The sequence below is a fragment of the Paraburkholderia sp. UCT2 genome (genome assembly GCF_014397665.1).
In the GTDB taxonomy this organism is placed as follows: Bacteria; Pseudomonadota; Gammaproteobacteria; order Burkholderiales; family Burkholderiaceae; genus Paraburkholderia; species Paraburkholderia tuberum.
Window position 1 is genome coordinate 50,068 of record NZ_VZQO01000037.1, and the last position, 25,778, is coordinate 75,845.

At 62.1% G+C, this 25,778-nt stretch carries 24 protein-coding genes and 3 pseudogenes; 18 read left to right on the forward strand and 9 right to left on the reverse strand.

The window, feature by feature from the left end; all coding sequences use genetic code 11:
- Positions 1–48: 48 nt before the first annotated feature.
- Positions 49–1,734 (reverse strand): arylsulfatase, encoded by a 1,686-nt coding sequence (locus tag F6X39_RS26060; protein WP_187618709.1) that lies wholly within the window; start codon positions 1,732–1,734, stop codon positions 49–51.
- Between the two features lie 322 nt (positions 1,735–2,056).
- Here F6X39_RS26060 and F6X39_RS26065 point away from each other — a divergent pair.
- The 5 genes and pseudogenes from F6X39_RS26065 (at position 2,057) to F6X39_RS26085 (ending at position 6,716) form a co-directional block, all read left to right on the forward strand.
- A pseudogene (locus F6X39_RS26065) lies at positions 2,057–2,569 on the forward strand (hypothetical protein).
- A gap of 90 nt (positions 2,570–2,659) precedes the next feature.
- Positions 2,660–3,427, forward strand: a complete 768-nt coding sequence (locus F6X39_RS26070) for a hypothetical protein (RefSeq protein ID WP_187618710.1) — start codon at positions 2,660–2,662, stop codon at positions 3,425–3,427.
- 217 nt (positions 3,428–3,644) lie between these two features.
- Entirely contained in the window at positions 3,645–5,621 is a 1,977-nt protein-coding gene (locus F6X39_RS26075; protein ID WP_187618711.1) for an ATP-binding protein, read from the forward strand.
- Positions 5,618–6,241 carry a response regulator transcription factor gene (locus F6X39_RS37420; RefSeq protein ID WP_184046584.1) on the forward strand — a complete coding sequence of 208 codons (624 nt, stop codon included), beginning with the start codon at positions 5,618–5,620 and terminating at the stop codon, positions 6,239–6,241. The genes F6X39_RS26075 and F6X39_RS37420 overlap by 4 nt, the downstream gene beginning before the upstream one ends.
- Positions 6,242–6,362: 121 nt before the next feature.
- Positions 6,363–6,716 (forward strand): response regulator transcription factor, encoded by a 354-nt coding sequence (locus tag F6X39_RS26085; protein WP_316251725.1) that lies wholly within the window; start codon positions 6,363–6,365, stop codon positions 6,714–6,716.
- 335 nt (positions 6,717–7,051) lie between these two features.
- On the opposite strand, the gene F6X39_RS26090 is transcribed toward F6X39_RS26085, so the two are convergent.
- On the reverse strand, positions 7,052–7,294 hold the full coding sequence (locus F6X39_RS26090) for a hypothetical protein (protein ID WP_187618713.1): 243 nt from the start codon (positions 7,292–7,294) through the stop codon (positions 7,052–7,054).
- 62 nt (positions 7,295–7,356) lie between these two features.
- On the opposite strand from F6X39_RS26090, the gene F6X39_RS26095 reads away from it, so the two are divergent.
- Entirely contained in the window at positions 7,357–7,584 is a 228-nt protein-coding gene (locus F6X39_RS26095; RefSeq protein WP_262414821.1) for a hypothetical protein, read from the forward strand.
- A gap of 228 nt (positions 7,585–7,812) precedes the next feature.
- Here F6X39_RS26095 and F6X39_RS26100 read toward each other — a convergent pair.
- A pseudogene (locus F6X39_RS26100) lies at positions 7,813–8,681 on the reverse strand (beta-ketoacyl synthase N-terminal-like domain-containing protein); the annotation flags it as partial.
- 154 nt (positions 8,682–8,835) lie between these two features.
- On the opposite strand from F6X39_RS26100, the gene F6X39_RS26105 reads away from it, so the two are divergent.
- The 3 genes and pseudogenes from F6X39_RS26105 to F6X39_RS37030 form a co-directional block, all read left to right on the forward strand.
- Positions 8,836–9,021 (forward strand): hypothetical protein, encoded by a 186-nt coding sequence (locus tag F6X39_RS26105; RefSeq protein ID WP_187618715.1) that lies wholly within the window; start codon positions 8,836–8,838, stop codon positions 9,019–9,021.
- 181 nt (positions 9,022–9,202) lie between these two features.
- Entirely contained in the window at positions 9,203–9,670 is a 468-nt protein-coding gene (locus F6X39_RS26110; protein WP_018423522.1) for a universal stress protein, read from the forward strand.
- Positions 9,671–9,981: 311 nt separating this feature from the next.
- Positions 9,982–10,059, forward strand: a pseudogene (locus tag F6X39_RS37030) (transposase); the annotation flags it as partial.
- A gap of 30 nt (positions 10,060–10,089) precedes the next feature.
- On the opposite strand, the gene F6X39_RS26120 reads toward F6X39_RS37030, so the two are convergent.
- Positions 10,090–11,022, reverse strand: coding sequence for a LysR family transcriptional regulator (locus F6X39_RS26120; RefSeq protein WP_187618716.1), 933 nt, complete (start codon positions 11,020–11,022; stop codon positions 10,090–10,092).
- Positions 11,023–11,109: 87 nt separating this feature from the next.
- Here F6X39_RS26120 and F6X39_RS26125 point away from each other — a divergent pair, with 87 nt between their 5' ends.
- Positions 11,110–11,643 carry a hypothetical protein gene (locus tag F6X39_RS26125; RefSeq protein WP_184063142.1) on the forward strand — a complete coding sequence of 178 codons (534 nt, stop codon included), beginning with the start codon at positions 11,110–11,112 and terminating at the stop codon, positions 11,641–11,643.
- A 273-nt stretch (positions 11,644–11,916) separates the two neighbouring features.
- A complete protein-coding gene (locus F6X39_RS26130) occupies positions 11,917–12,729 on the forward strand; it encodes a DUF4377 domain-containing protein (RefSeq protein ID WP_316251724.1) in 813 nt (270 codons plus the stop codon).
- 58 nt (positions 12,730–12,787) lie between these two features.
- On the opposite strand, the gene F6X39_RS26135 is transcribed toward F6X39_RS26130, so the two are convergent.
- Positions 12,788–13,078: a hypothetical protein gene (locus F6X39_RS26135; protein ID WP_184025141.1), complete on the reverse strand. Its 291-nt coding sequence runs from the start codon at positions 13,076–13,078 to the stop codon at positions 12,788–12,790.
- A 110-nt stretch (positions 13,079–13,188) separates the two neighbouring features.
- Between F6X39_RS26135 and F6X39_RS26140 the strand changes: the two genes are divergently transcribed.
- Positions 13,189–14,154, forward strand: coding sequence for a GlxA family transcriptional regulator (locus F6X39_RS26140; RefSeq protein WP_184025144.1), 966 nt, complete (start codon positions 13,189–13,191; stop codon positions 14,152–14,154).
- 261 nt (positions 14,155–14,415) lie between these two features.
- Positions 14,416–16,140: a tannase/feruloyl esterase family alpha/beta hydrolase gene (locus tag F6X39_RS26145; RefSeq protein WP_187618729.1), complete on the forward strand. Its 1,725-nt coding sequence runs from the start codon at positions 14,416–14,418 to the stop codon at positions 16,138–16,140.
- 7 nt (positions 16,141–16,147) lie between these two features.
- On the opposite strand, the gene F6X39_RS26150 is transcribed toward F6X39_RS26145, so the two are convergent.
- The 4 genes from F6X39_RS26150 to F6X39_RS26165 are packed head-to-tail and all read right to left on the reverse strand — an operon-like array spanning position 16,148 to position 20,272.
- Positions 16,148–16,852 carry an energy transducer TonB gene (locus tag F6X39_RS26150; RefSeq protein ID WP_187618717.1) on the reverse strand — a complete coding sequence of 235 codons (705 nt, stop codon included), beginning with the start codon at positions 16,850–16,852 and terminating at the stop codon, positions 16,148–16,150.
- Positions 16,853–16,883: 31 nt separating this feature from the next.
- Entirely contained in the window at positions 16,884–17,282 is a 399-nt protein-coding gene (locus F6X39_RS26155; RefSeq protein WP_184007118.1) for an ExbD/TolR family protein, read from the reverse strand.
- Positions 17,282–17,905 (reverse strand): MotA/TolQ/ExbB proton channel family protein, encoded by a 624-nt coding sequence (locus F6X39_RS26160; RefSeq protein ID WP_090807159.1) that lies wholly within the window; start codon positions 17,903–17,905, stop codon positions 17,282–17,284. The genes F6X39_RS26155 and F6X39_RS26160 overlap by 1 nt, the downstream gene beginning before the upstream one ends.
- A 21-nt stretch (positions 17,906–17,926) precedes the next feature.
- Positions 17,927–20,272, reverse strand: coding sequence for a TonB-dependent receptor (locus F6X39_RS26165; protein ID WP_187618718.1), 2,346 nt, complete (start codon positions 20,270–20,272; stop codon positions 17,927–17,929).
- Positions 20,273–20,689: 417 nt separating this feature from the next.
- Between F6X39_RS26165 and F6X39_RS26170 the strand changes: the two genes are divergently transcribed.
- From F6X39_RS26170 to F6X39_RS26190, 5 genes are all read left to right on the forward strand, one after another.
- On the forward strand, positions 20,690–21,112 hold the full coding sequence (locus F6X39_RS26170) for a MarR family winged helix-turn-helix transcriptional regulator (protein ID WP_187618719.1): 423 nt from the start codon (positions 20,690–20,692) through the stop codon (positions 21,110–21,112).
- A gap of 83 nt (positions 21,113–21,195) precedes the next feature.
- On the forward strand, positions 21,196–21,618 hold the full coding sequence (locus F6X39_RS26175; RefSeq protein WP_184025155.1) for a MarR family winged helix-turn-helix transcriptional regulator: 423 nt from the start codon (positions 21,196–21,198) through the stop codon (positions 21,616–21,618).
- An 81-nt stretch (positions 21,619–21,699) separates the two neighbouring features.
- Positions 21,700–22,800: an HlyD family secretion protein gene (locus F6X39_RS26180; protein ID WP_187618720.1), complete on the forward strand. Its 1,101-nt coding sequence runs from the start codon at positions 21,700–21,702 to the stop codon at positions 22,798–22,800.
- Positions 22,801–22,807: 7 nt separating this feature from the next.
- Positions 22,808–24,379 carry a DHA2 family efflux MFS transporter permease subunit gene (locus F6X39_RS26185; RefSeq protein WP_187618721.1) on the forward strand — a complete coding sequence of 524 codons (1,572 nt, stop codon included), beginning with the start codon at positions 22,808–22,810 and terminating at the stop codon, positions 24,377–24,379.
- A gap of 9 nt (positions 24,380–24,388) precedes the next feature.
- Positions 24,389–25,778: efflux transporter outer membrane subunit (locus F6X39_RS26190; protein WP_187618722.1), on the forward strand; the 1,390-nt coding region annotated here is incomplete at its 3' end.

A 25,778-nucleotide genomic window follows, 5' to 3' on the forward strand; every position in this document is an offset into this window, starting at 1 on the left:
CGCCCCCGGACGATCGGGGCGCTCCGATTGTCCGGCACGCTAAGCCGATCAGTTTCCAGTTGGCAGCGGGATGTTGAAGCCATTCTCTTTCAGTTCGTCCCGAATGTATTTAAACCGTTCGTACTGTGTGAGAGTGATCGGCCCGGAATACCCTTCGCTTTGCAGCTTGCGCGGTGGATACTTGACGTAGGTCTGCATCAGACCCTTGACCGCGGCATTGAAGGTAGGAAGTGTCCAGGTGTGCTCCGTATAGTTGTTCATGAAGATGTCGTAACGCTCCTGAGGGTCCTGATACAGATCGAATACTTGCGGAACGGTCGCGACGTAACTCTCCGGTCCCTTCCAGCCGAGATTGGTGTCCACCGCCAGCCCGCCGGTATCCTTGCCTCCGTCGCCGCGCAGGTTGAACACCGCCTTGAACTGTCCGACCCGCACGGCGCCCGGCGTCAGCTCATTCTCGGTAAAGTAGAACCACGCATTACGCTTGCTCTTGCCTGTGCCAAACAGCACTGGCGACATGTCGTAGCTGTCGAAGACGATCGGTTTGCCTTCACGATCATTTTTGGGCAAATCGACGCCCGCCAATGCCGCAAAGGTCGCCATGCAGTCGAGACCACCCAGGATGTCGAAGTTTCTCGTGTGCGGCTTGATCTTGCCGGGCCACCACGCGATAGCAGGAACGCGCGCTCCACCTTCGCGGTCGGTCCCCTTGGTGCCGCGAAAGGGGGTGTAGCCCGCATCTGGATAAACGTCCTGCCAGGCGCCGTTGTCCGTCGTGAAGAATACGAGCGTATTTTTGTCTAGTCCTTTCTCGCGAAGCTTGTCCATGATGTGACCGACGCGCGCGTCCAGTTCAACCAGCGAGTCGGCGTATTTGGACTTCGACAAAGACTTGCCGATGTAGTCGGGATCGGGCATGTTCGGCTGGTGGACCTTCATGAAGTTCACGTTGATGAAGAAAGGCTGTCCACGTTGGGCGGCATCGTCGATATCGTCGAGTGCGGCTTTCTCGATGTATCGATCGACAAACGGAATTCCGACAATTCGTTTGTCTGGCTCATTTTGATACTCGCCGTTCAGCTTGAAGTCTTCGTGAGGCTTTTCACCCGCCTTGCCGGAGAGCATGCCTGTTGTCACCTTGATGAACAGGTCGCGGGTCTGCTGATCCATATCAGGAAACCATTTCGGATCGGAATACGTGTACGCATTCAGGTGATACAGGCCTACGTACTTCATGTCGTCGTAGCCCTGTGCATTCGGAAGGGCGTAGTCCGCTTCGCCGAGGTGCCATTTACCCGTGAAATACGTGCTGTAGTGCGCGAGTTTCAGCACGGAAGCCAGCGTCCATTCCGCATGAGGCAGGCCGCCGCCTTGCCCCTGGAACGCCACGGTCGTCATGCCGCTGCGATTCGGATTGCGGCCGGTCTGAAGGGCCGCCCGGCCAGGCGTGCAACTCGGCTGGCCATAGAAGTCAAAAAATGTCATGCCCTCGTCAGCCAGTCTGTCGAGGTTGGGAGTCGGGATACCGCGCCCCTCACCGCCGCCGTACGCTCCGAGATCGCCCCAGCCCACGTCGTCGCCCACAATCAGCACGATGTTAGGCCGCGTGGGCTGCTGCGAATCCGTTTGTGCCTGGCCGCCTATCGCAACGCTCAACAACGCGGCGGCCACCAAAGCGAAAGGCGCGCGTTTGATCGGCCTGGCAGGCGCCACGAAGTATGTTTCAGGTTTCATCTCATATATCCCTGAGTTTCCATTGACAGGTTTCGACATTCCTTCTGCGCGACGGCATGTTCGCCACTATTCATTTTTTGCCTGGAAGGCAGTGCGGCGCTATAGGTAGTTAGGGAAAGTCGATTGCCCCTTCGGGCAATACCAGATTCGTACCTTTTCTTTCACGTAGATGACCACTACATTGATGTGTGCAGGTGCCGGGCAATACGTCATCGACCTCCCCGGCTGGGACGGTAACGGACATTCACTTGTTATGACGACGCTCGTCCGTCGCAAGCGGGTTTCGCATGAGTAGCCGCCTGTGAAAAGAGAGGATTGGATCGTGAGCATGCTACCGGGTAAGATCAAGCACGAAATCATGAAGGCGATGCCGCCCACTGTGTTCTTCTTTTTTATTCTTCATGTCGTGTCGCTGATCCGTAGCCTGATGGTAAAAGGCACCGGCTTGTCGATCCCTACTACAACATCCGTGCTGATCGCCTCGCTCATACTGGGAAAATCGGTTCTGGTCGCTGATATGCTGCCTTTTATCAACCGTTTCCCCGATAAGCCGCTCATCTGGAATGTGTCATGAAAGACTCTGATGTATGCGATCGTCGCGCTCATCGTCCACTATCTGGAACGGCTATATGAGTACTGGAAAGAAGCCCCGAATCTGATCGTCGCCAATCATGCGCTGATGGCAGACATAAGCTGGGCGCGTTTCTGGGCCATCCAGATCCTGCTTGTGACGCTGATTCTCATGTACTGCGCGATCGCGGAACTGGCGCGGGTGATCGGCCGCCACAGGCTCAAGACCATTTTCTTTGGCCCCCTCCCTGCGCCTCACGAATAGCTGGTCGCGAGTGAATGGGCCTGATGACTTGCCGCCATCTCGCATCGTGGCTGCGACGTGCCCGGCGAGCGAATTCACCGGGAGCAATGCATGCAGCAACTCTTCAGACATCCCCTCATTCTGCTGGTCGCTTCCTTCGCACTGATGGCGCTGGCCGCCTGGTTCGGGAACTCCGTCCTGCGAAGGAGATTTACGCTCGAAGAAGACTCGCGCGACGACTTCAGGATTGTTCAGTCCGCCACGCTGACGCTGCTAGCGCTGGTCATCGGTTTCAGTCTGTCCATGGCGGTAGGTCGCTACGACCAGCGAAAGAATTACGAAGAGGAAGAAGCCAACGCCATCGGGACGGAATTTATCCGAGCGGATCTTTTGCCGGAAAGTACAGCCGCCGCAATCCGCGCGGACCTCGCCCGGTATCTCGACTTGCGAATCGAGTACTACCAGACTCGCGACGCACAGCGCGTCGCGCAGATCGATGCTGCCACCGCGGATCTGCAAGGCCGGTTGTGGACTTCGGCCAGAAGCGGCGCTGTTACCCAGCCCACTCCGGTGGTTGCCCTCGCGGTGGCGGGCATGAACGACGTGATCAACACACAAGGTTACACACAGGCGGCATGGCTCAACCGGATTCCGTTAGCCGCCTGGATCATGATGTTGCTGATTGGCGTGTTCGCCAATGTCCTGGTGGGTTACGGAGTGAAGAATTCGAGCGGCAAAAGCCGCTTTCTGCTAATCATGCCGCTGACCGTGTCGCTTTCGTTCATGCTGATTGCAGACATTGATAGCCCTCGCAACGGCATCATCCGTGTGACCCCACAAAACCTGATTAGCACCGCGCAGTCTTTGCACAAGCCGTGATGCCGTTGGCCATTTCATCGGCGACTATATAGGCTATCGCACGAATGCTGCACTGCGATGTCAACAGCGCATTGCGATTATGCGGTCTGCGAATAGATGATCTGCTTTGCGTATCAAGGGAAAACAGTAGTCTTTAGCAGACAATTAACTGGCAAAAGCTATTCGGATGGCGAAAGGCTCTGGCATAGTTGGCACGACGCCCTGTCCTGTCAGAGCCATGAAAGAGGAAAGCGCCCCGACGATCGTTGCGGCAGCCCGCGCGCGGCGAGCCTTCGCGCAGGCTCGCATTATGCTTTGCGTGTTTCTGGTCATGCTCGGTTTCTGCACGTGCGCTAATGCGGAACACACCTGGCGGGTGGTCATTCTGCCAGGCGCGGACCCCACCCAGCCGGCGGCTCAGGAGCAGATTCGCGCGATACGCCATTCGATTGCCGCTGCCGCTCCGGGCGGTGTGGAGTTTTACACAGACTCACTTGACGATTTGCGATTCGACAACGCCGAATTGATGCCGAGCTTTCTGGCGCTTCTGAAGAGGAAATACGAACATAAAGAGGTCGACGTAGTGATCGGGTTAGCAGACTTCGCACTCGACTTTACGAAGCGCTATCACGACGAGATCTGGCCGGGCGTACCGGTCGTGATCTCCAGTGTCGCGGAAAGCCGGAAAAAAGACATTCCTGCGGCCTTCGCCTACGTGCCGACGGATTTCGATGTCGATGGGACTCTCGCGCTAGCGGAGACTCTTCAACCGGGCGCACGGCGTCTCGTCATAGTGTCCGGCTCGGCGAAACTGGACCTCCGGTTCGCGCAGCGCGCTGCCGATACGGCGCGTGCGCGCATGTCACGCCAGTGGAGCGTCGATGTGTGGAGCGGCCTGGCCGTCCCCGAACTGCAGCAGCGCCTTGCCGCGCTCGACCGTGACGCGGCCGTCCTCTATACGACGATGTATCGCGATCGCACCGGTCGGACCTTTTTTCCCTACGAGGTCGTCGAGCCGATGGCAAAGGTCTCTGGCGCCCCGATATATGGCTGGTATCCCACCTATATCGGTCACGGGATGACGGCGGGTTCGGTGGTCAGCTTCGATGCCAATGGCCGTAACACCGGTGCGCTCGCCGCATCGATTCTGCTCGGCAAGGCGCCCCGCCAAGGTGCCGTCTCATCGGCCAGCATGTCTCACTGCATTGCGGACCTCGGGATGATCGAGAGATTCGGGCTACACGCGACCGGACTGCCCGATGGTTGTGAGTTGATCAACGTGCGCCCTTCGCTCTGGCGGGAGTATCGGGTAATCGTGCTCGGCGCGGCTGCAGTTGTTTTGCTGCAGGCGCTGACCATTGCGGCTTTGCTCTGGCAGCGCAAGCGCCGCCGCATCGCGGAGGATGAAGCAACGCTGCGATCCGACGAACTGGCTCGCGCGGCACGGCTCGCTTCAGCGGGTGAACTGAGCGCATCTGTCGCACATGAAATCGGCCAGCCGCTTGGCGCGATTCTCAGCAATGCGGACGCGGCCGGCATGATGCTCGAAGACGAGCCCGAGGAGGACGAACTTCACTCTATCCTTGCGGACATACGTCGGGACGCGCTTCGCGCAAACCAGGTGGTGCAGCGACTTCGGGCGCTCCTGCAAAAGCATACACTCGACCTGGTCCCACTCGACCTCAATTCGGCGTTCGACGAAGGGCTGGCCTTGCTCGGTCTCGAAGCGCGACGCAGACGCATCGCCGTCGAGTCGAATCTAGCGGCGCAAGACGCCTGCGTGCTAGGCGACCGCGTGCAACTTCAGCAGGTACTGGTCAATCTCGTCATTAATGCAATGGACGCGATGCAGGAGACGCCCGTCGCTGAGCGCATTGTCTCCATCTCGACCCGGGTGGCGGGAACAGGCTACGAGCTGATCGTCGCCGACCGTGGGCACGGCATTCCGGCAGATGCCACAGAACGGCTCTTTGACTCGCTGTTCACGACCAAACCGCAGGGCATGGGACTTGGACTTTCGATTGTGCGCACTATCGTCTCAATGCACGGTGGACGGGTCTGGGGCGCGCCTCGAGATGGCGGCGGTAGTGTATTCACCGTGTGGCTTCCCGCGGTCGAGGGACACACGCTCTCATCAGTTCGGGCGGAGTTCGATACATCCACTGAAAAGGCCGCCTTGAAGGCTCGGCCGATGCCGCAAGGGGGACAACCGTGATTGATCACGCCGCAACGGTCATCCATGTCGTTGACGATGATCCCGCCATGCGCACCGCTTTGACGCGACTGCTGACTCAGGCAGGATACACAGTAAAGGGCTATCCGAGCGCCGGGGAATTTCTCGTCGCAGACCTTGACCCGTCGCGAGGCTGCCTGCTGCTGGACCTGGAGCTGCCCGGCCCGGGCGGCCTCGACTTGCAGCACGCGCTGCAACGGCTGGGCAGGCAGATGCCCATCGTCTTCATCAGCGCGCACCGTGATATTCCCAGAACGGTGATGGCGATCAAGGCAGGTGCATGCGACTTTCTCGTCAAGCCAATCGAGGCGCAGACTCTCTTCGCCGCGATAGACAATGCGCTCGCGGCCGCAGTCGTTGTTCCTTCTCCGGCCGAGCCAGGCAAACTGGCCGACGCACACCATCTGAACGCGCGCGAGCTTGTGGTCCTGCGCGGCATTGTCGCTGGTCGCCTTAACAAGCAGATCGCCGCGGAACTGGCTGTGAGCGAACGAACCATCAAATCGTGCCGGGCCGACCTCATGCGCAAGCTGCACGCCAATTCGTTCGCCGATCTCGTGATACTGGCTGAGCCAATTGTTCGCGCACACGCCTCGACCTGAACCCGGCTTGCCCCAAAGGGCAACCGGATTGCCCCATGCCCTGATAGCGCCGGACCTTGGCTCACACGAAACTTGAGGCACGAGACCTTGGCGGGCAATGAACCATACCAGACAGTTGATCGTGATCGTCGAAGACGACGCCGGCATGGGTCGGGCATTGCAGCGCCTGTTGCGCGTGTCGGGCTTCGACATCCTGTTGTTCGGCAGCGCTGAGGCATACTCCCACGCGAACTGCATGCGCGTACCATACTGCCTTGTGCTGGACGTTCAACTGCCCGGTATTTCAGGGCCCCGATTCTACGAGCAGCTCGGTTATCGTCGTCCTCCAGCCGTGTTCATCACCTCGCACGACAATCCAGAAACGCGCAGCGCCGTCGCGTGCGCTGGCGGCCTGGAACTGCTGATCAAGCCGTTTGTAGCCAAAGATCTTCTCGACGCGATTTCGCGGGTAGCACCAGGCGGCCCGCCTCCGTGACGATCGCACTCCGAATATGCCGGCTGACCAGCATTGAGAAACCTGCGCGGCGTGACGTTCGAATCTGGTATCGCGTTGGGCCGTAGCAAACTTGCAAGCGGACATTCAGGGCTGCCGGGCGATCGTCTCAAATTGGCCGGCCGGCGACATCCGCGTCGGTCTAGCGAATTCGCGCCGGCAATCCGGCCATCACGTTCCTTCGCCGTGGCTCTGCGGTCCAGATAAGCCCTGCGATTGCTGCTCCCACCGGGTGATTACATCAAGGCGGCGAAAACCATAACGCTGTTCAAGTGCGTGGCGCAGCGGCGCAGTTCGTCAAAATGCAGCACGGACTCTCAAAGATTCCAAGCGCGCGAGAGCGCCGGTAGGTGGCGGCGCCAGTGCTTCTGTTTTCTTCCGACCACCTGCGCGAGCCCTAGTCGCGCACTCAGGCGGTTCGGTCCATTGCGTAGCTCGTCCGGGTACATCTGTTCGGCCACCAGCCCTGGGACGATCGTCGGCGGCGGGCGCACATCGGACGACACTGGGCGGAACGGTGTTGACTTTGAGATGGGGTTCAGTTCGTTGCCGGTATTCATGTGAGTTCAGCCATAATGTAGAAAACGTCGCCGGAGTTCACCCGTTCATGAAGTCTCGTTGCTTGGCAGCAGTTCTCGTCGTTCTCGCTACCGGCTGCACATCGACTCCGGCGAACAATCAGCCGGCGGTCGATACGAACGCCTACATCCTGCACGTTCCAGACGGCGCACCGTCCACTGACTCCACGTCAAGACCACCGAGACTCACTGTCGGCACCAGCTATTCCGACACGCAACTTATTCTGCCCTGGTTCCTCAATGACCTGATCGACTTCGTCAACTATCGCTAGTCTGCTGCGCGGGGGCACTCGGGCAACGAGATCACCTTCGGGGTTCCTTCGCCCATCCTTACACTGAGAAATCCTTCAGGCACGCTTTGCGGGAACGGGCGCAGCACCCGATTTCATTTGGCGAACGTGGATGGACACGCGATACTTACAGGCCGTAGTACCCTTCGCAGACTCGGTCAATGGCGGCCGGGCCTGCGTTCGAGCTCTTTCTTCAACTCGCAGCCAGGATCAAAGCTGACGGAATACCAGGCTGGCATTGACGCCCCCAAAAACCAAAGCCATTGGAGATTGCATATTCCGTCGATATCTTGCGGGCCGATCCGCTGACAATGTCGATGCCTTCCGCTGCCGGAACAGGCCGTGTCAAGTTGAGTGTAGGAGGCGCAAGCTGGTCACGCAGCGCAAGCACGGTGAAGATTGCTTCCACGCCGCCAGCCGCCCCAAGCAGATGTCCTGTCGAGGACTTGGTGGCTGACACGGCGGGACCTCAGCCTTTATGGCAGCCAGCTCACTAATGTCGCCTACCGGCGTGGACGTCGCATGGGCGTTCAAATGCCCGATCAGCTTTGGTTCAAGTTTCGCCTGCTGGATCGCCAGTTCCATCGCTCGCCGTCCGCCGGCACCGTCTTCGGGCGGAGACGTCATATGGTGTGCGTCGGCGCTCGTGCCATAACCGAGCACTTCCGCAATCGGAGCGGCGCCTCGCCGCAATGCGTGCTCCAGTTCTTCTATGACGAGCATGCCGGCACCTTCTCCGACGACAAAGCCATCTCGTCCAGCGTCGAACGGGCGGGATGCCTGTCTGGGATGGTCATTAAAGCCCGTGGACATGATTCTTGCGACGGCGAATGCCCCCAGGCTGAATCGATCGATGCAGGCCTCCGCTCCGCCACACACGGCAATATCGGCTTCGTCCGCACGAATCAGGCGTGCTGCGTCGCCAATGGCCTGTGCGCTGGCAGCACATGCAGTAACCGGTGCGCCCAGCCGTGGCGGATGGATATTTGGCCCGCTGCCATATTGGCCAGGAAACTGGGAAAGGTGAAAGGTGAACGCGGAATTTTTCCTCGGTATGCACGCTTGCGTGTACCGCCGGCGGCAACAAAAGGCGCGTGGGGCGATCCTGTGGTTAGCGTGGCTAGAAACAGCGGGCGGGCGTGACAGTAGTGCTGGCGTGACAGCGCGTATGACTCAAATCGGCCAGGTGAACTATCATGGTAGAAGCTGTATTCATCAGCGCAGGAGCACATCATGACCTCCAATCCATCCGCTGAGCCGACCGGCACCTCTCTCGACCCCGCGCAAACTTCCGCCGGCAAGACTCGCCAGCCCGATCCGAAGGGCCTGAAAAATCCGGCCCCAGACGACCTTCCTAACGCCGACGCGGCAGAGCCCGAGCCTCACGAGCACCTCCCGTCCAGAAGCGACGACAACTGATTCAACACCGCAGGTGCCGACGTCGTCCGCATGACAATCCACGCGGCAGGTTCGCAAGTGGATCGCGCATGCTTTCGCGCCGACGCCGTGAAGTCGGGGAGCGCTCGCGGTTCACGCAAATGGCTCGATGCATTTCGTCCAACAAAGTCACGGCCCAGTTTGAACCGCACAGGAGCAGATCATGCAGAACGTGCTGGTAGGTTATGACGGGTCGGCGTCCGCGCAATATGCCGTTGCTTTCGCGGTCGATCTCGCGAAGCGTTTCGACGCGCGCTTGCATGTGCTCGTCGTCGCGCGCACGCCGGACTGGGGTGCGATAGAAGTTGAGCGAAAAAGTCTGATCGATCTGGAAGTGCGCCATGCCACCGCGATCCTCGACGACATCAAGGCGAAGCTCGCCGCTTCGATCGGGGCCGTGGAGTTCGATCTCGTGGTCGGCCCGCCGGCAAAGGAGATCGTGCTGTACGCGGAGCGGCATGCTATCGACCATCTCGTGGTGGGGCATCGCGGACATACGCCGTTCGATCGCTGGCTGATCGGTTCGGTCGCCCGCCAGGTGCTCGCCTACGCGCCGTGCGCGGTCACCATCGTGCGCGATCCGGCGACGATGAAAAAATCGCGGCATGAGAGCGAAGCACCATCGGCATAAAATCCGCACCTGGCCAATCACGCACACGGCTTGCACGATTGCGACCACGTAGCGCCTAAGGCGTCTTCCGGCCAGCGCTCATCGAGCGCTCGCCCGAACTCTCTCCGGTCATTTACAGGCCGTCAGGGCAACACTGGAGAATCATGAAATTGCAAAAGATCGAAGCTGGGAAACTGCTGCAGATGATGGGCTCAGGACAAACGCGACCGATCTCGCAAGCTGGAAGCGGCTTGAGCGTAGAGACGCTGAGAACGCTTGCGCTGACGAACAAAAGCTCGCATGGCCGCGCCTATCAGCTCGCTGCCAAAACGCCGGAGCTCATGAACCGCATGCTGATCGTGGGTTACTGCTTCGGTGTCCGGTCCGAGCGACGGCTATGCGAAGACCTTTGAGCTTCCTCGACGACATCATCAACTTCGTCAACTGTCGCCAGGCATCGAGCGCGGCGCGCGGCTCTTGACATGATCGATGAACGCCCGCAGCTTCGGCATGATCTGGCGGCGGCTCGGATAGTAGAGAAACACGCCCGGGACCATCGGCGCGTACGCCTTCAGAACGTGCACCAGCTTTCCCGTTCGCAACCCCTCGGCGGCCATCGGCTCGGGTAGCTGGGCAAGGCCAACGCCTTCGATCGCCGCGCCCAGCACGCTCGCAAAATCGCTGGCGATGAAAGGACCGGAGACGGCGATCTCGATCGGCTGGCCGTTATCGTTGAACGACCACAACGCGAGCGCGCCGCTGGAGCGCCGCCAGCGAATGCATGCATGCTCGCGCAGATCGTCCATTTGCTCGGGGCGGCCGCGCGCCGCGAAATAGGCAGGACTTCCCACGACGACAAAACGGAACGGTGCCGTGAGCGGCACCGCGACCATGTCGGCGGCGACGAACTGACCGAGCCGGATGCCGGCGTCGAAGCCTTCCGTCGCGAGATCGATCAGCTCCTTGCTGGCCGCTATTTCCACCTCGACCTCGGGATTGGCCTTGCAGAATGACGCGATCAGCGGCTCCAGCAGGATCGGCACGACTGCACGCGGCACGGAAAGACGCAACAGGCCGGACGGTCGCTCGCCGAGTCCGCGCGCCACCTCGCTGGCGGCGACGAGTTCCTCGAAGGCGGGCTTGGCCCGAGCGAGAAAGCGCTCGCCGGCTTCGGTCAAGCCGACGCTGCGCGTGGTGCGAATGAAGAGCGTCGCACCGAGGCGGGCTTCGAGCACACGCACCGCCTGACTGACGGCCGACGGCGTCACGCCCAGTTGCGCGGCGGCCCCGCGAAAACTGCGATGCTCGGCAACGCTGAGGAAGACTTCGACGCCGTCGAGCGCGCCCTGCCTGACTGTGAAGTTCTGCTTCATAGCCTGTCAACATTGTGAGGAATAGTCACCCGCGCGAGACGATGGTACACCTAACACCTGCGCGTCCACCTTTCGACAGGAGGCATCATGGCACCGCGGCTTCTCTTTCAGTTGCATCTCGTTCTGGGCTATGTCGCCTGGCTATTGTGCTTCGGCACCTACGTCTGGCCGAAGCTCAAGTCGATGGCTCCATTCGACGCGCAACGCGCGATCGCCACGTTGCACAGCTTCCGCTTCTTCGGGCTCGCCTTTCTGTTGCCTGGTGTCGTCAGTCCGCAACTGTCCGCGAGCTTCGCCGTGTTCGCCGCCTATGGGGATTTCGCCACGGGGGTGCTGGCGATGCTGGCGTTGCTGACGGCCCGGATACGTCCGCTTTTCTGGTCGTTCGTCGTCGCTTTCAATCTGGTTGGTATGGCCGACCTGATCATCGACTACTACCACGCAACCGCGGCCGATCTGCCCGCGCATGCAGGCGAGCTGGGCGCCTTGTACGCGATTCCGATCATCTATGTGCCGACGCTGGCGATCACGCATGTTGCCGCCTTCTATCTGATGTTGCGCCCTCGGCTGAAGCGGCGTCACGCCCGTCCTTCTGTCGGCCGTGACATTTCCCAGGCGTAGCCTGCCGCACTGGCCGCAGTTCGGCCACGTAACGAGGAATCCGATCAGCATCGAGCGACGTTTTTACGCCTTCCACCTGCGTTATGCTGTCGGTCGTCGAGTCGATGCTCGCGGCCTGAACGAAGCAGGTGCGCAAACCCGGCCTGATGCGGCCGGGTGGTACCCTTCACTGGCACTTCCGGCTTTCGTGCATGCGACCTGATTCTCGCGTCCCTTGGCCCGACGACGCGAGCAAACGCCCGGAACGACCACTGAACTCAGCGAGGTGCCGACGTGAAATACTGCATGCTATTTCTGCCGCTCGTTCTCGCCGCCTGCGCACAGGCACCGGAAGTGACAGCGCCGGCGCCATCGGCAACCACGGCGGCCGCCAACCCGGCGTCGCCGACCGGCACCGATCTGTTGACCCGATACCACTGGCAACTGAACAACGCGATCGATCGCAATGGCACGCACGTCGATGGCCTGTTCGTCCGCCCAGACAGGCCAGTGCAGCTCGACTTCAGTCCGTACCGGATCACCGTCGTCAATAGCTGCAACAGCATGGGAGCGGGTTACACTGTCAGGAAAGGGTATTTGCAGATCGGCCCGATGGTCAGCACGATGATGGCCTGCCACGATGCCGCGCTTGCCGCACTCGACGATGCGATCTCGCAGCGTGTGCGCGGCAGCGTCAACGTGACCCTGCTCGCGCGGGACAACGCGCCGAGTCTGCAACTGGTCACCGATAGCGGCGACACGCTGAGCTTTAGCGGTGTGCCCACGGCCGAGACGCGCTACGGCGGCCCCGGTCAAATAGCGTTCCTTGAAGTGGCGGCGCAGTCCGTGCCGTGCAACCATCCGTTGATGCCGAACGCGCAATGTCTGCTCGTGCGCGATCGCTTCTTCGACGAGCAGGGCCTCGCGACCGGCACGCCTGGTCCGTGGCACCCGTTGAATCAGGATATCGAAGGCTATACGCACACGCCGGGCGTCAGTAACGTCGTGCGCGTGAAGCGTTTCACAGTCAGGAACCCGCCTGCCGATGGGCCGTCGGTCGCTTATGTGCTGGACCTGGTCGTCGAATCGAAGAAGGTCGGGCAGTAATGCTTCTTCAAACGTGCCGCCAGGCACATTGGCGGCACGGCTTCCCACCAGCGTGACTTCACCCCTTCTGAATCAGCCGCCCCAGCGGCGCGAGCGGTCCCACCGGCAGGTATTCATACTTCATCAGCCCGTCAGCCACGAGCGGCAACGCGTTGAGTATTGCCTTGGCCTCGTCGACCGACCCGACGTTCATCAGGAAAATCGGTCCGGCCTTGTCGCGGAACCAGAACTGCTCGACCTTGCCGTCGAGATAAAGCTGGAGCGTGGCCGGCACCTCGTGGGGCATGTGCTGCTGGAGCTTGTCCGGGGTGAGGGTCGGTTGTGCGGTTGCGATGGCGAAAACTTTCATCAGTGACCTCCTGGGTCGACGTTGGTTGCGATGTACAACGAGACTCACTGTAGCCCTCGGCCGGGAAAAGCTGTATCGTCGCAAATGACAACTTTAGGGTCATTTACGCCATGCGCATCGCCGTGCTCGCCTTGCAGGGGCTGTTCGACACCGGTCTCACCGTCATGCTCGATGCGTTCTCGCTCGCCAACCGGTTCGCGGCCGCGAAGATGGGCGGGCGGCCGCACTTCGAACTGTCGGTCGTCGGCGTGCGCAAGAAGGTTCGCTCAGGGCAGGGGCTGACCATCCCCGTGCAAGCGATCACCGCGGACCTGAAGCCGGACTGGGTGATCATTCCCGCGCTCAGTACCGGTACGCCGGAGCAGCTGGTACCCGCGCTCGAGCGGCCGGACGTGCGCGACGCCAGGGTGCAAATGCTGGCATGGCATGCACAGGGCACGTTGATCGCCGCGTCGTGCATCGGCACGTTCCTCGTCGCGGAAACCGGACTCCTCGATCATCGCGAAGCGACCACGACCTGGTGGCTGGGTCCATTGTTCCGGCAACGCTATCCGGCCGTGTTGCTCGACGAGTCGCGCATGCTGGTGCCATCGGACGTCGGTGTGACTGCGGGCGCGGCGATGGGGCATCTCGATCTCGCGCTGTGGTTGATCCGCCGCGCGAGCCCCGAGCTGGCTACGCTCGTGTCGCGCTACCTGCTCGCCGACCTGCGCTCATCGCAGGCGCCGTACATCATCCCGAACCATCTGGCTCAGGCCGATCCGCTGATTCAGCGTTTCGAGCGATGGGCGCGCGATCATCTGAAGGAAGGGTTCTCGCTGCAGCATGCTGCGGCCGCATTGGCGACGAGCGCGCGTACGCTGCAGCGTCGTTGCCAGGACGTGCTCGGCAAATCGCCATTGGCTTACTTTCAGGACCTGCGTGTCGAGTATGCGCAGTCGCTGCTGCATGGCAGCGGCCTCGGCATCGACGCGATTGCGGCCGAGGTCGGCTATGTCGACGGTGCCACGTTGCGCACGCTGTTGCGCCAACGGCTCGGCAAAGGCGTGCGCGATCTTCGTGCGGATCTGCGTTGAAGACTATAGCGAGCGCGGCAGCGAAGCCGATTGCAAAGTCGACTCTTACGCGCTTTCCGGATCGCAACCGACGATTGAATGTGCTGGCCGCCTGGCTGCAATGCATGCCGTGGCCCGCCGGCGGCTCGCGGCACGCCGCTTGCTATGCACCGCATTGCCGTATACCTTCGCGCCTCACATCCCCCAGCGCAGACACGGCGTGCGAGATCGAGCCGACTCGTGCGACCGCGTCTCCAAACCAAGATGGAGACAGTCATGCCCATGCAGCGCGCCGTTCCGTCATCCTTCTCTTTTGTTCCGGTCATTTCCGTCGCGTCATTGCTCGCGGTTCTATCGTTGAGCGGCTGTGGGGGCAGTGACAACATTCAGTCGACCGCCGCCGCGCCGCTTAGCTGCGCGCAGCTGACCGGCAAGAACGTGCCGGCGTCAGCAATCGGTTTGCCGACCACTGGCGCGACTGTGACCGCGGCGACCGTGATGCCCGCGTCCGGCTCGGGCGCGCAAGCGACCGGCGAGTATTGCCTCGTCAGCGGCGCGATCAGTCCCGTCGATCCCGCGGCGCCGCAAATCAAATTCCAGATCGCGATGCCGACCAACTGGAACAGCAAGATCATGATGTTCGGCGGCGGCGGCTACGACGGCACGATTCCCGCGCCGACAGGCAACGTGCCGGCCGGCCCGACCGCGCAACTGACTCCGCTTGGCCGCGGCTACGCGGTGTTCGCGAGTGACTCGGGACACGAGGCCAATGCGCTCGGCAGCGAGGACGCGTCGTTCGGCGTGAACGACGAAGCGATGCAGAACTTCAACGGCGACGCACTGAAGAAAACCCGCGACGCGGCCGTCTATCTGATCGACGCGCGCTACGCGGTGAAGGCGCCGAAGCGGGCGTATTTCGCGGGCGGCTCGTCGGGCGGACGCGAGGCGCTGGCGGTGGTGCAACGCTGGCCGCAGGATTGGGACGGCTCGATCGTGCTGTATCCGGCATGGGCGGCCGCGAGCCTCGATCTGCAGTTCGGCCGCATCACACGCGCACTGGCGGCGCCGGGTGCCTATCTCGACCAGGCGAAGCGCAAGGTGCTGCTCGATACGGTGCTCGCGAGTTGCGACGCGCTCGACGGCGTTGCCGACGGTCTGATCAGCAACGTCGCCGCGTGCAACGCGACCTTCAATCCCGCGACGGCGACGCTGAACGGCACGCCGCTGCGTTGCGCGGGCGGCGCCGATACCGGCGACACCTGTCTGTCCGACGCGCAGATCGCGGCGCTGAACGTGTACAACACGGCGATCACGTTCGGCTACACGCTCGCGAGCGGCGAGACGCAGTATCCGGGCTTCAACGTGTACGGCGCCGATCTCGGCATCGCGAATCCTTCGGCGTTGCAGCCGACAGTGACCACGCTCGCGCTCGGCAGGTCACAGCCCGCATCGCCGATGCCCACGACCGCGCCGTATCTGAGCGTGTTCTGGGACCAGTGGATCCGCTACTTCGTCACGCGCGACCCGAACTACAACTCGCTCGCCGTCGATCCGCAGAATCCGGGCAGTCTGCAGGCGCGCATCAGTCAGCTGACGGGCCTGCAGGACGTCAACAAGACGGATCTGTCGGCCTTCAATGCGAAGGGCGGCAAGATCCTGATGGCGCACGGCATGGCCGACGCGCTCGTCAGCACGCGTTCGACCGAGCAGTACTATCAGCGTCTGCAAGCGACGATGGGCGTGTCCACCGTGGCGAACTTCGTGCGCTTCTACGAGATTCCCGGCTATGGCCATGCGGTCAGCACCGTGTTCAACGCCTCGTGGGATTCGCTGACGACGCTCGAAAACTGGGTCGAAAACGGCGTGGTGCCGCCCGCGCAGATCGTCGCCGATACGGCGGGCGTGCCCGGACGCACACGGCCGCTGTGCCAATACCCGACCTTTCCGCGCTATAACGGCTCGGGCGACGTGAACGTCGCGGCGAATTTCACCTGCGCAAGCCAGTAGGCGCTGTTCAACTGACGTTGAAATGCACGCGGATGTTTTGCGTGCTTTCGACGGGCCGGCCATCGCGCAGCGCGGGAAAAAAGCGCCAGCGCCGCAACGTGTCGAGCAGCAGTTGATTGAGACGGGGGTTCGGCGTCGCGTGAATGAGCTCGACATCGACCGAGCCGTCGGCGTGGATCGTGAAGCGGGCTGTCGCGATCGTCTGATAGGCCTGCTCGCGCAAGTCGTCGGGCAGCGTCGGTAGCGGTTGCGATATGGAGCGGGCGGCGGTGTTGGAGCTTGCCGAGGCGGCTGGAGCGGCGTCGTGCTGTGCGGACGATTGCTGCGATCCCGCGGCGGCCGTTTGTTCCGGCTGATCATCTTGCGACGGGCGTTGTGCCTGACTAGCAACCGGTACCGACGGCGCTGCGGCAGCGGGCGTCGTCAGCGTCTGCGGCCTGGTTGGCACAGGCGGCACCGCGCGATGCGCTGAGGTACGCGATTGCGTCTGCGCGTGCCGTGGCGCCTGTTCCGCTGGAACCGCAACCGGAGTTTGCGACGGACGGGATTCAGGCGGCGCAGGCTCGTCGAGCACGACCACGCGCATATCCAGTGGAGCAGGCGGTGGGGCTGGCTGACTCGACTTCAGCAACCCGGACGACAGCGCAGCCAGCACCAGAAGCCAGATACCCAGCGAGATCAGACAAGCGACGGCGGTACGCAGCGTTCCCACAACGTGCCCCTCGGACAGCTCGCGGCAAGCTTTAATCACGATGCACGGCGATCAGAAAGTGTTCGGCGCCCGCGCGTCGCGCCGCGAGCATGGCCTGCACGACCGCGCCGTGACCCGCGTGATCGTCGGCCGCGATGACGACGTTGCCGTCCGCGCGCAGCAGGCGCTTCACTTCAGGCTCGATCTGATCCGCGCGAACGACGTGGCGATTGACCGAGACCTCGTCGTTGCCGTTCACCGATATCGTCAGCGGCTCGCTCGTGCTGATCGGCTGCGCGCGTCCCGAAGGCAGATTGATCCGCACCGCGTCGAGACGTTGCATCGCCAGCGAGGCGAGCATGAAAGTCGCGAGCAGAAAGAACATCACGTCGATCATCGGAATGATTTCGATGCGGCCGCGCCGCGAGGCGCGCGAGCGTTTGAGTTTCATCAGCGCTCGCCTCGCGCCTCTTGTTGCAGGCGCAGCGCGCTGAGTCGCGCGTTGGCGAATAGTTCGAGTTCATCCATCAGACGCTCGAGCCGCCGTGAAAAATAGTTGAACGCGAACAGTGCGAAGACCGCGACGATGAGTCCGATCGCGGTCGCCACCAGCGACTGCGCCACCCCGCCCGTGACACCGCCCGGATCGACGAGCCCATTGCCGCCGAACAGCTGGAATGACTTCATCATCCCGACGATCGTGCCGAGCAAGCCGAGCAGCGGCGCCGCCGTGACGATCGTCTCCAGTAGCCACAGACCGCGGCCCATGTCGCGCTCGATCTGCGATGCGATCGATTGCGCCGACGCCTCGCGCAGCCACAGCGGCGAGTCGGATTCCGACAGCCACGGCGCGGCCATGCGCCGAAACGCGTGGTGCGGGGCGAGACGGTCGAGACGGTTGTCATCGGCTGACGACGTGGGTTGCAAAACACGCGCCGGTGCGCTTGCGAAGCGGGCAAACACATACGCCCGCTCGATGATGATGGTCAATGCGAGCACGCCGAGCACGCTGAGCGGATACATGATCCATCCGCCGGTGCGCATCGCCGCGATAAAGCCTGTCCATTCCTGCATGATGGTTCTCCCTGCCGTCGATCAGAAGTACTTGGTCACGCCCGCATAAACCGCGAAATGCGGACCGTACTGCGGCGCGCCGACGCCGATGCCCGAGCCGTCACGCAACTCGTACACGCGGTTGAATGCGTTGATCACCACCAGACGCGCGTCGAACTTGCCGATCATCGGCTCGTTGAAGTGCTGGATTACGCCGAGGTTGAACTGCGCATAGACGGGCAGGCGGTCGGTGTTCGCAAAGCCGCTGCGCAGGCCGGAGCCGACGATTCCGTCGAACGTGAAGGTGGTCTGGTGGAAGTCGTATGCCGCGCCGAACGATGCGGTCACGCGCTGGTCGTGATCGAGGTACACCCAGTTGTTCGAGATGTACGCCAGTTCGTCCGCACCGAAATTGAACTGCGCGGAGTTGATGTTCTTGCCTTGCGCGCGGCTATACGCGAGGTTCAGATACGCGGAGAGATTGTCCTGTTTGTAGTTGGCGGTGAATTCGACACCATACGTTCTGCCGTACTGGTAGTTGAACGGCGCGTAGATCAGAGCGGAACCGAACTGTCCTTCGTCGAGCAGGTCGGTCGATTTCTTGTAGTACGCGTCGAGTCCGAGCGTGACAGCAGGGCCGAGTTTCTGCGTGATGCCGAGATCGAAATAGTGGCTGCGTTCCGGCTTTACGGGATCGTTCTGCGTTACCGAACTCTGATTCGTCGTGCCGTCGAACTTCGATATCGTCGAGCCGGACACGAGTTCGAACGGCGGCGGCGTGAAGTAGCGCGCGTAGCCGGCGTGCAGCGTCGTGGACGGCGTGAGCGTGTAGACGAGGCCGACGCGTGGGCTCAACTGGCTCGCGCTCGTGTACTCGTCCATGCGGTCGTAGCGCAAGCCATAGTTCAGCGTGAGCCGGTCGGTCAGCTTCCATTCGTCCTGCGCGTAGAGGCTGTACAGATAGCCGGTCTTGCTGCTGCTGTCCTGGATGTTGAAGGGCACGTCGGAGAGCTGGTTGCCGTCCGCGTCGGCGGGGAACACAGACACGTTATTGTCGAATACCGCGTGTTCCTGCTGGAAGAAGACGCCCGTGCGAACCGTGTGACTGTCGTTGATGCGCCAGGTCGTATCGACCTGCACGCCGTTGGCTGTGTTGCTATGGAAGTCCTCCGATGCCACGCCGTTGAACATGAGGTCGCCGATCGGATCGGGGTTGAACTTCGTGCGCGTATAGCGCGTAAAGAAGGCGACCTGGTAATCGAGCGCGCCGCCGTTGGTGCCTTGAAGCGCGAGCGCCGCGAAATTGTTCAGCTCAGATTGCGTTTCGTTCAGTTGCGACGAATCGAACGTGCTGTGGCCGTTGAGCGCGAAGTTCGGCGTGAGCCCCGGCGTGTTCGGAATCTCGAACTGGTTGCTGGTCGCGCCGAACAACAGACTCACACGCGTGAGCGGATTGATCAGATACGACAGATAGCCGAATGCATTGCCCTGGCGCGTGTGATCGTGAATCGCATTAGCGCTCGCCGTCGGATTCTCGATGCCGAGATTGTTCATGCCGAGCGAGCCGCTCAGGTAGTAGCTGAACGGTCCCTCGCTGCCGAACACGTCGGCACTCGTTTTGACGGTCTGATGGCTGCCGCCGAATACGTCGATCGAGCCGCCGCTGCCCATGTCGCCCGATTTGGTGCGGATGTCGACGATACCGGCCGTGCGGTAGCCGTACTGCGCGGGCAGGGCGCCCGTGAGCAGGTTCATTTGATCGATGATGCGCGTGTCGAGCGACTGGCCGAAGCCGCTGATCGGCTCCGGAATGATGATGCCGTTGATCCGGTATTGCAAATTGGCGTGCTCGCCGCGCACGTGCAGCTGGCCGTACGAGTCGTTGGCGACGCCGGGCGCTTGCAGCAGCACCTGATTGAGCGGCGTGTTCGCGCCCGCCGGCATCGTGTCGATGTCCGCCTGCGTGAAGCGATAGACGCTGCTGCCCGTTTCGGGCAGCAAGCCGTTGCGGGCAGCGTTCAGACGTTGTGCGTTGACCTGCACGTCGAGTGTGTCGCTCTTTTGCAGTTGTACGCTGACGCTCGCCGGAGCGCCGGACTGGGCGGTCGCGATGCTGCTGCCGCTTGCAAAACCGGCCGCGGTGACGACGACCGCATACGTGCCGGGCGCCACGCCGTCGATCGAGAAGTGCCCCGACGTGTCCGTGTTCGACGCGCCGATGGAGGCGCCGCTCGCGTCCTGTACCTCCACTTTCGCGTGAGCGACGGGATGGCCCGCGGGATCGGAGACCGTGCCCGTCAATATGGCGTTGCTCGGCGCGCCCCATGCGTTCGAGATGGCGGTACAGAACACGATCGCCGCCTGTGCGGTCAGTGTGCGTTTTTTCATTGTTGTTGCTCGAGCTATGGACGATGCGTTGATGAACAGAAGCGTTCGGCAAAAGCTCACCCACCTCGCCCCTGGCCGGCAGGGGGAGGACAGGCGAACTGGAGGTTGACGACGCGCGATAGCAGGCCCGTCGATCAGGCCTACTTTTCGATGAGAACGGTAATGGCGATGAGGGTCATAAGTGGTCGTTGAGCATGGACTGTCCGCTCATAGGTCGGACGGATTTTGTTGGACGTCGCAGTGGGCCCGTGTGAAAAACGGCAGGGCTGGAGCGTCAATTTTTGGTCATGTTATAACATAACAATTACAGCTGGCAAGTCGCAAGATGAAGGCCGCCGTAGCGCAACGGGTGAGGCATTTGCCCGTTACCATTCGAAAAACTTGACGCAGTGCATATGCACACATAAACTTCGCTCCATGAACGGTCCTCTCTCCTACGACGAATGCAACTGCTTCGCGCTGCGCCAGGCGGCGCGGCACGTCACGCAGATGTACGAGCGCCATCTCGGCAGCGTCGGGTTGACTGCTGCGCAGTTCACGATCCTCGCGAAGCTCGCGCGCACACCGAACCTGCCTATGGCGGAACTCGCGGACGCGATGGTGATGGAGCGCACCACGCTGGTCCGCGCGATGAAGCCCCTGCAGCGCGACGGCCTCGTGCTGGCCGAGGCGGCGGACCACGACAACCGTACGTTGCTGTTCAGCCTGACGGAAAAAGGCGAGACGACGTTCGATCAGGCCTCCGTCGCATGGCGCGCCGCACAGGACGAATTCGAAAAGAAGTTCGGCCGCGCCCGCGCAAAGACGCTGCGTACCGAGCTGTTCAGCATCACCGGTTAGATCGCGCGTAGGAACCCGCTTCGGCGGGTTTTATGACGCCTCTTAATGTGCATATGCACTAACGAGCAAAGGAAGTGAAGCGAATGGAAGCGCTTTTCGACGACGACTGCTTTGCGATCCGCCAGGCCGCGCGTCACGTATCGCAGATCTACGACCGGCACCTGTCGAATGTCGGGCTGACCATCACGCAGTTTTCGCTGCTGGGGCGCCTGAAGCGCACCGGTCCGATGACGATGAAGCAGATTGCCGAGGCCATGCGCATGCAGCGCACCACGCTGGTCCGTACGATTCAACCGCTGCGACGCGACGGGCTGGTGTCGAGCGAGGCGATGGGCGCGGATGCGCGCGCGCTGCTGATCTCGCTGACCGCCGCGGGCGAAGAGCGGCAAGACGCAGGCCGCGCTCATTGGTATGCCGCACAGGCCGAGTTCGAGCACCGCTTCGGCGAGGAGCGCGCGGCTGCACTGCGCACCGAGTTGTTTGCGATCACCCGGGATACGCTTTGACATAAACGCTGAAGATAGCGGAGGCCGGCGCACTGCGCCGTTTTTTTCAATCTGAAGAGTGCATACGCACATATCGACACCATGTCCACAACTCCTTCGACCGTCGCGCCGCCAAGCGCGGTACAACCCGCCAGCCAGGCGCGGCGTATCCCGTGGATGCTGCTCGCGATCCTCTCCGTTCTCGTCGTGTTGGCGCTTGCCACTTCGTACTGGTTCTTCGTCGGCCGCTTCGTCGAGAGCACCGACGATGCGTACGTCGGCGGCGACGTCACGGTGATGGCGCCGAAGGTCAACGGCTTCGTCACCGACGTGCTCGTGCACGACAACGAGTTCGTGCACGCCAACCAGGTGCTCGTGCGTCTCGATGCCCGCGACTACGACGCGCGCCTCGCCCAGGCCAGCGCTGAAGTGGAGAGCGCGCAGGCCGCCGTCACCGAACTCGAAGCGAAGAAATCACTGCAACTCGCGGCGATCAACGAGCAGGCCGCCGAGGTCCGCGCGTCGGGCGCCGAGCTCACACGCAGCGCCGCCGACCAGACGCGCTACCGCGAGCTCGTGAAAGACGACGCGGTGTCGAACCAGGTCGTCGAGAAGGCCGACGCCGATCTGGCCAAAGCGCGCGCGGCGGTCGATCGCAGCAGCGCGGCGCTGCTCGCGGCGCAACGCCAGATCGCGGTGCTCGACGCTCAGATCGGCGACGCGAAAGCGCGCATCGCGACCGCGCAGGCCGCGCAGCGCGTCGCCGCGTTGAACGTCGAGTACACGACGATCCGCTCGCCGATCGATGGCTATGTCGGCAATCGCACCGCTCGCGTTGGGCTGCTCGCCAACACGGGCGTGTCGCTGCTGACCGTCGTGCCGGCGAGCGGTTTATGGATCGACGCGAACTTCAAGGAAGATCAGCTGCGCAAAATGCATTCGGGCGACAGCGTCGACGTCGAACTCGATGCGTCGAGCACAACGCTGCACGGCGTGGTCGACAGTCTTGCACCGGCGACCGGTGCGACCTTCAGCGTCTTGCCGGCGGAAAACGCGACCGGCAACTTCACGAAGATCGTGCAGCGCGTGCCGGTGCGCGTGCGCCTCGACGTGCCGAAGGACATGCAGGGCGTGCTGCGTCCGGGCCTGTCCGCGACCGTGAAAGTGCACCTCGATGCGGGCCATCCGGCCGCGCAGGGATGAACCGGTCATGACTCACGCTTTTGACAACCCCGCCGACCAGCCGACCCGCACCAAGGTCTTCGCATTCGCGCTGATGTGCCTCGGTTTTTTCATGGCGACGCTCGATATCCAGATCGTCGCATCGTCGCTGCGCGATATCGGCGGCGGACTGTCCGCCAGTCAGGATGAACTCTCCTGGGTGCAGACCTCGTATCTGATCGCGGAGATCATCGTGATTCCGATGTCGGGGTGGCTCACGCGCGTGTTCTCGACGCGCTGGGTCTTCACCTTCTCCGCGTTCGGCTTCACGGTCACCAGCATGCTGTGCGGTCTCGCGTGGGACATCAACTCGATGATCCTGTTTCGCGGTCTGCAAGGCGCGCTCGGTGCCGCAATGATCCCGACCGTGTTCACGACCGCGTTCGTGCTGTTTCCCGGCAAGCAGCGTTTGATCGCGTCGACGACGATCGGCGCGCTTGCGTCGCTTGCGCCGACGATCGGCCCGGTGATCGGCGGCTGGATCACGTCGCAATGGTCGTGGCACTGGCTGTTCTATCTGAACCTGGTACCGGGCGTCGCCGTCACGCTGTTGGTGCCGAAGTACGTGAATATCGACAAGGCCGATCTGTCCTTGCTGAAAAAGGGCGACTACTTCGGCATCTTGCTGATGTCGGGTTTTCTCGGTTGCCTCGAATACGTGCTCGAAGAGGGACCGCGCAAAAACTGGTTCGGCGACGACGTGATCGTGCTGTGCGCGTGGGTCGCGGCCATCTGCGGGTTTCTGTTCCTCGTGCATGCGTTCACCGCGAAGGAACCGATCGTCGATCTGCGCGCACTGGCGTTGCGCAATTTCGGTATCGGCAGTCTGCTGTCGTTCATTACCGGGATCGGCATCTTCTGCACCGTGTTTCTGACGCCGGTGTTTCTTGCGCGCGTGCGCGGCTTCGATTCGTTGCAGATTGGTCTCGCGTTGCTGTCCGTTGGCTGTTTTCAGCTGCTCGCGCTGGCCGCCTACTCGACGCTCGCGCGCTTCGTCGATATGCGCATGCTGATGGTGTTCGGACTCGCGCTGTTTGGCATCGGCTGCTATCTGTACGTGCCGTTGACGAACCAATGGGGCTGGCAGCAGTTGCTGATTCCGCAAGCGTTGCGCGGAATTGGCCAGCAATTCTGTATTCCGCCGATCGTGACGATGGCGCTGGGTGCGTTGCCGCCGTCGCGGCTGCGCTCCGCGAGCGGGCTGTTCAATCTGATGCGCAATCTCGGCGGTGCGATCGGCATCGCGGTCAGCAGCACGATGTTGAACGACCGTCTGAACCTGCACTACGAACGGCTCGACGAACATCTGAATGCGGGCCGTCCGGTCGTCGAATCGATCTTGCAGAAGCAGGCCGAGTATCTGTCGGCCGTTGGTGGTGATGTCTTGAACGCCGCGAGTGCGGGGCTCGCCGAATTGCACGCGGCATTGATGCGCGAAGCGCTGGTGCTCGCATTCTCGGACGCCTTTTTGGCGGTTGCGCTGTGCTTCGTGGTCGGCTTGCTGAGCGTGCTGTTTTCGCGCCCGTTCGGCAACAGCGCGCCCCCGCCCGATGCCCATTAGGAGACCAACATGAAACGAATCGTGATGAAGTTACTGGCGAGCGCGGTGTTCCTGACGCTCGCGGCCTGCGCGGTGCAACCCGCGACGCACGCGGATTTGCCGCATACGGTGCAGACGCTCGCGCCGGCCGCGTGGAGCGTCGACGCGCCGCAAGACAGCGTGAACACCGATGCCTGGTGGGCGCAATTCGGCGACCCGGTCATGCATCAGCTGATCGAATCGGTGTTGACCGGCAACCTCGACGTGCAGGCCGCGGCCGAACGCGTGAAGCAGTCGCAGGACCTGGTGACGCAGAATCGCGCGGCGCTGCTGCCGGAGCTGAATGCGAACGCGGGCGCGTCGACCGAGCGGCAGAACACGCCGCCGCCGCTCGGCTATGTGCGCCAGGCCGGCTTCGGCCTCGCCGCGAGCTGGACGCCGGACGTATTCGGCGGCGAACGCCTCGCGGTGCTCGCGTCGCAGGCGCAGGTGTCGGGTAGCGTTGCGGCGCTGAACCAGTTGCGGCTCGCGCTCGCCGCGAACACGGCGGCTGCGTATATCGATCTACGCTGGGCGCAGGCGCAATTGCAGATCCTCGACGACAACGAGCAGATTCGCAGCCGCGCGCTGAAGCTCACGCAGGAGCGTCTGCATTACGGCCTGTCGACGCAGCTCGACGTCGCCCGCGCGCAGAATCAGTTGCAGGACTTGCAGGCGCAGATTCCGCGTATGCAATCGGCGGTGCAGCATCAACTGAGTCTGATCGCCGTGTATTCGGGGCGTACGCCGGAAAGCCTCGATACGCTGCTGCTTTCCAACGCGCGCGAGATTCCAATGCCTGCGCAAAGCGCGCCGCAGGTGTTGCCGTCCGACGCGTTGCTGCATCGACCCGACGTGCGCACTGCCTATGCGCTCGTCGAACAGCGTGCGGCGGAAGTGGGGGTATCGAAGGCGCAGCGCTATCCGCAGTTCAAGATCAACCTGACGAATGGGCTGCTCGCATCGTCGTACCTTGGCTTGCCGACGCTGACCGACAATCTGTTCAGCGCTGCGTTGAATGCGACGAGCCCGATCTTCAACGCCGGGCGCATCACTGCGAACATCGACGCGAGCGAGAGCCGCATGCGCGAATCGCAGCTCGGCTTGCAACAGACGATGTTGCAGGCGCTGAAGGAAGTCGAGGACAATCGCAGCGATCTCGTCAGCGGCGCGGTGCAGGTGCAGCGCCTGGCCGGTGCGCTCGATGCGTCGAATCACGCGCTGCGTTTGTCGACCGAGCTGTATAAGGGCGGTGCGTCGAGCTTCCTCGATGTGCTAGACGCGCAGGAAGCGTATCTGCGCGACTCGGAGTCGCTCAACCAGGCCCGACGCGAGCACGCGCTTTCGGCGATCGCGCTGTACCTGTCTCTTATACACAGCT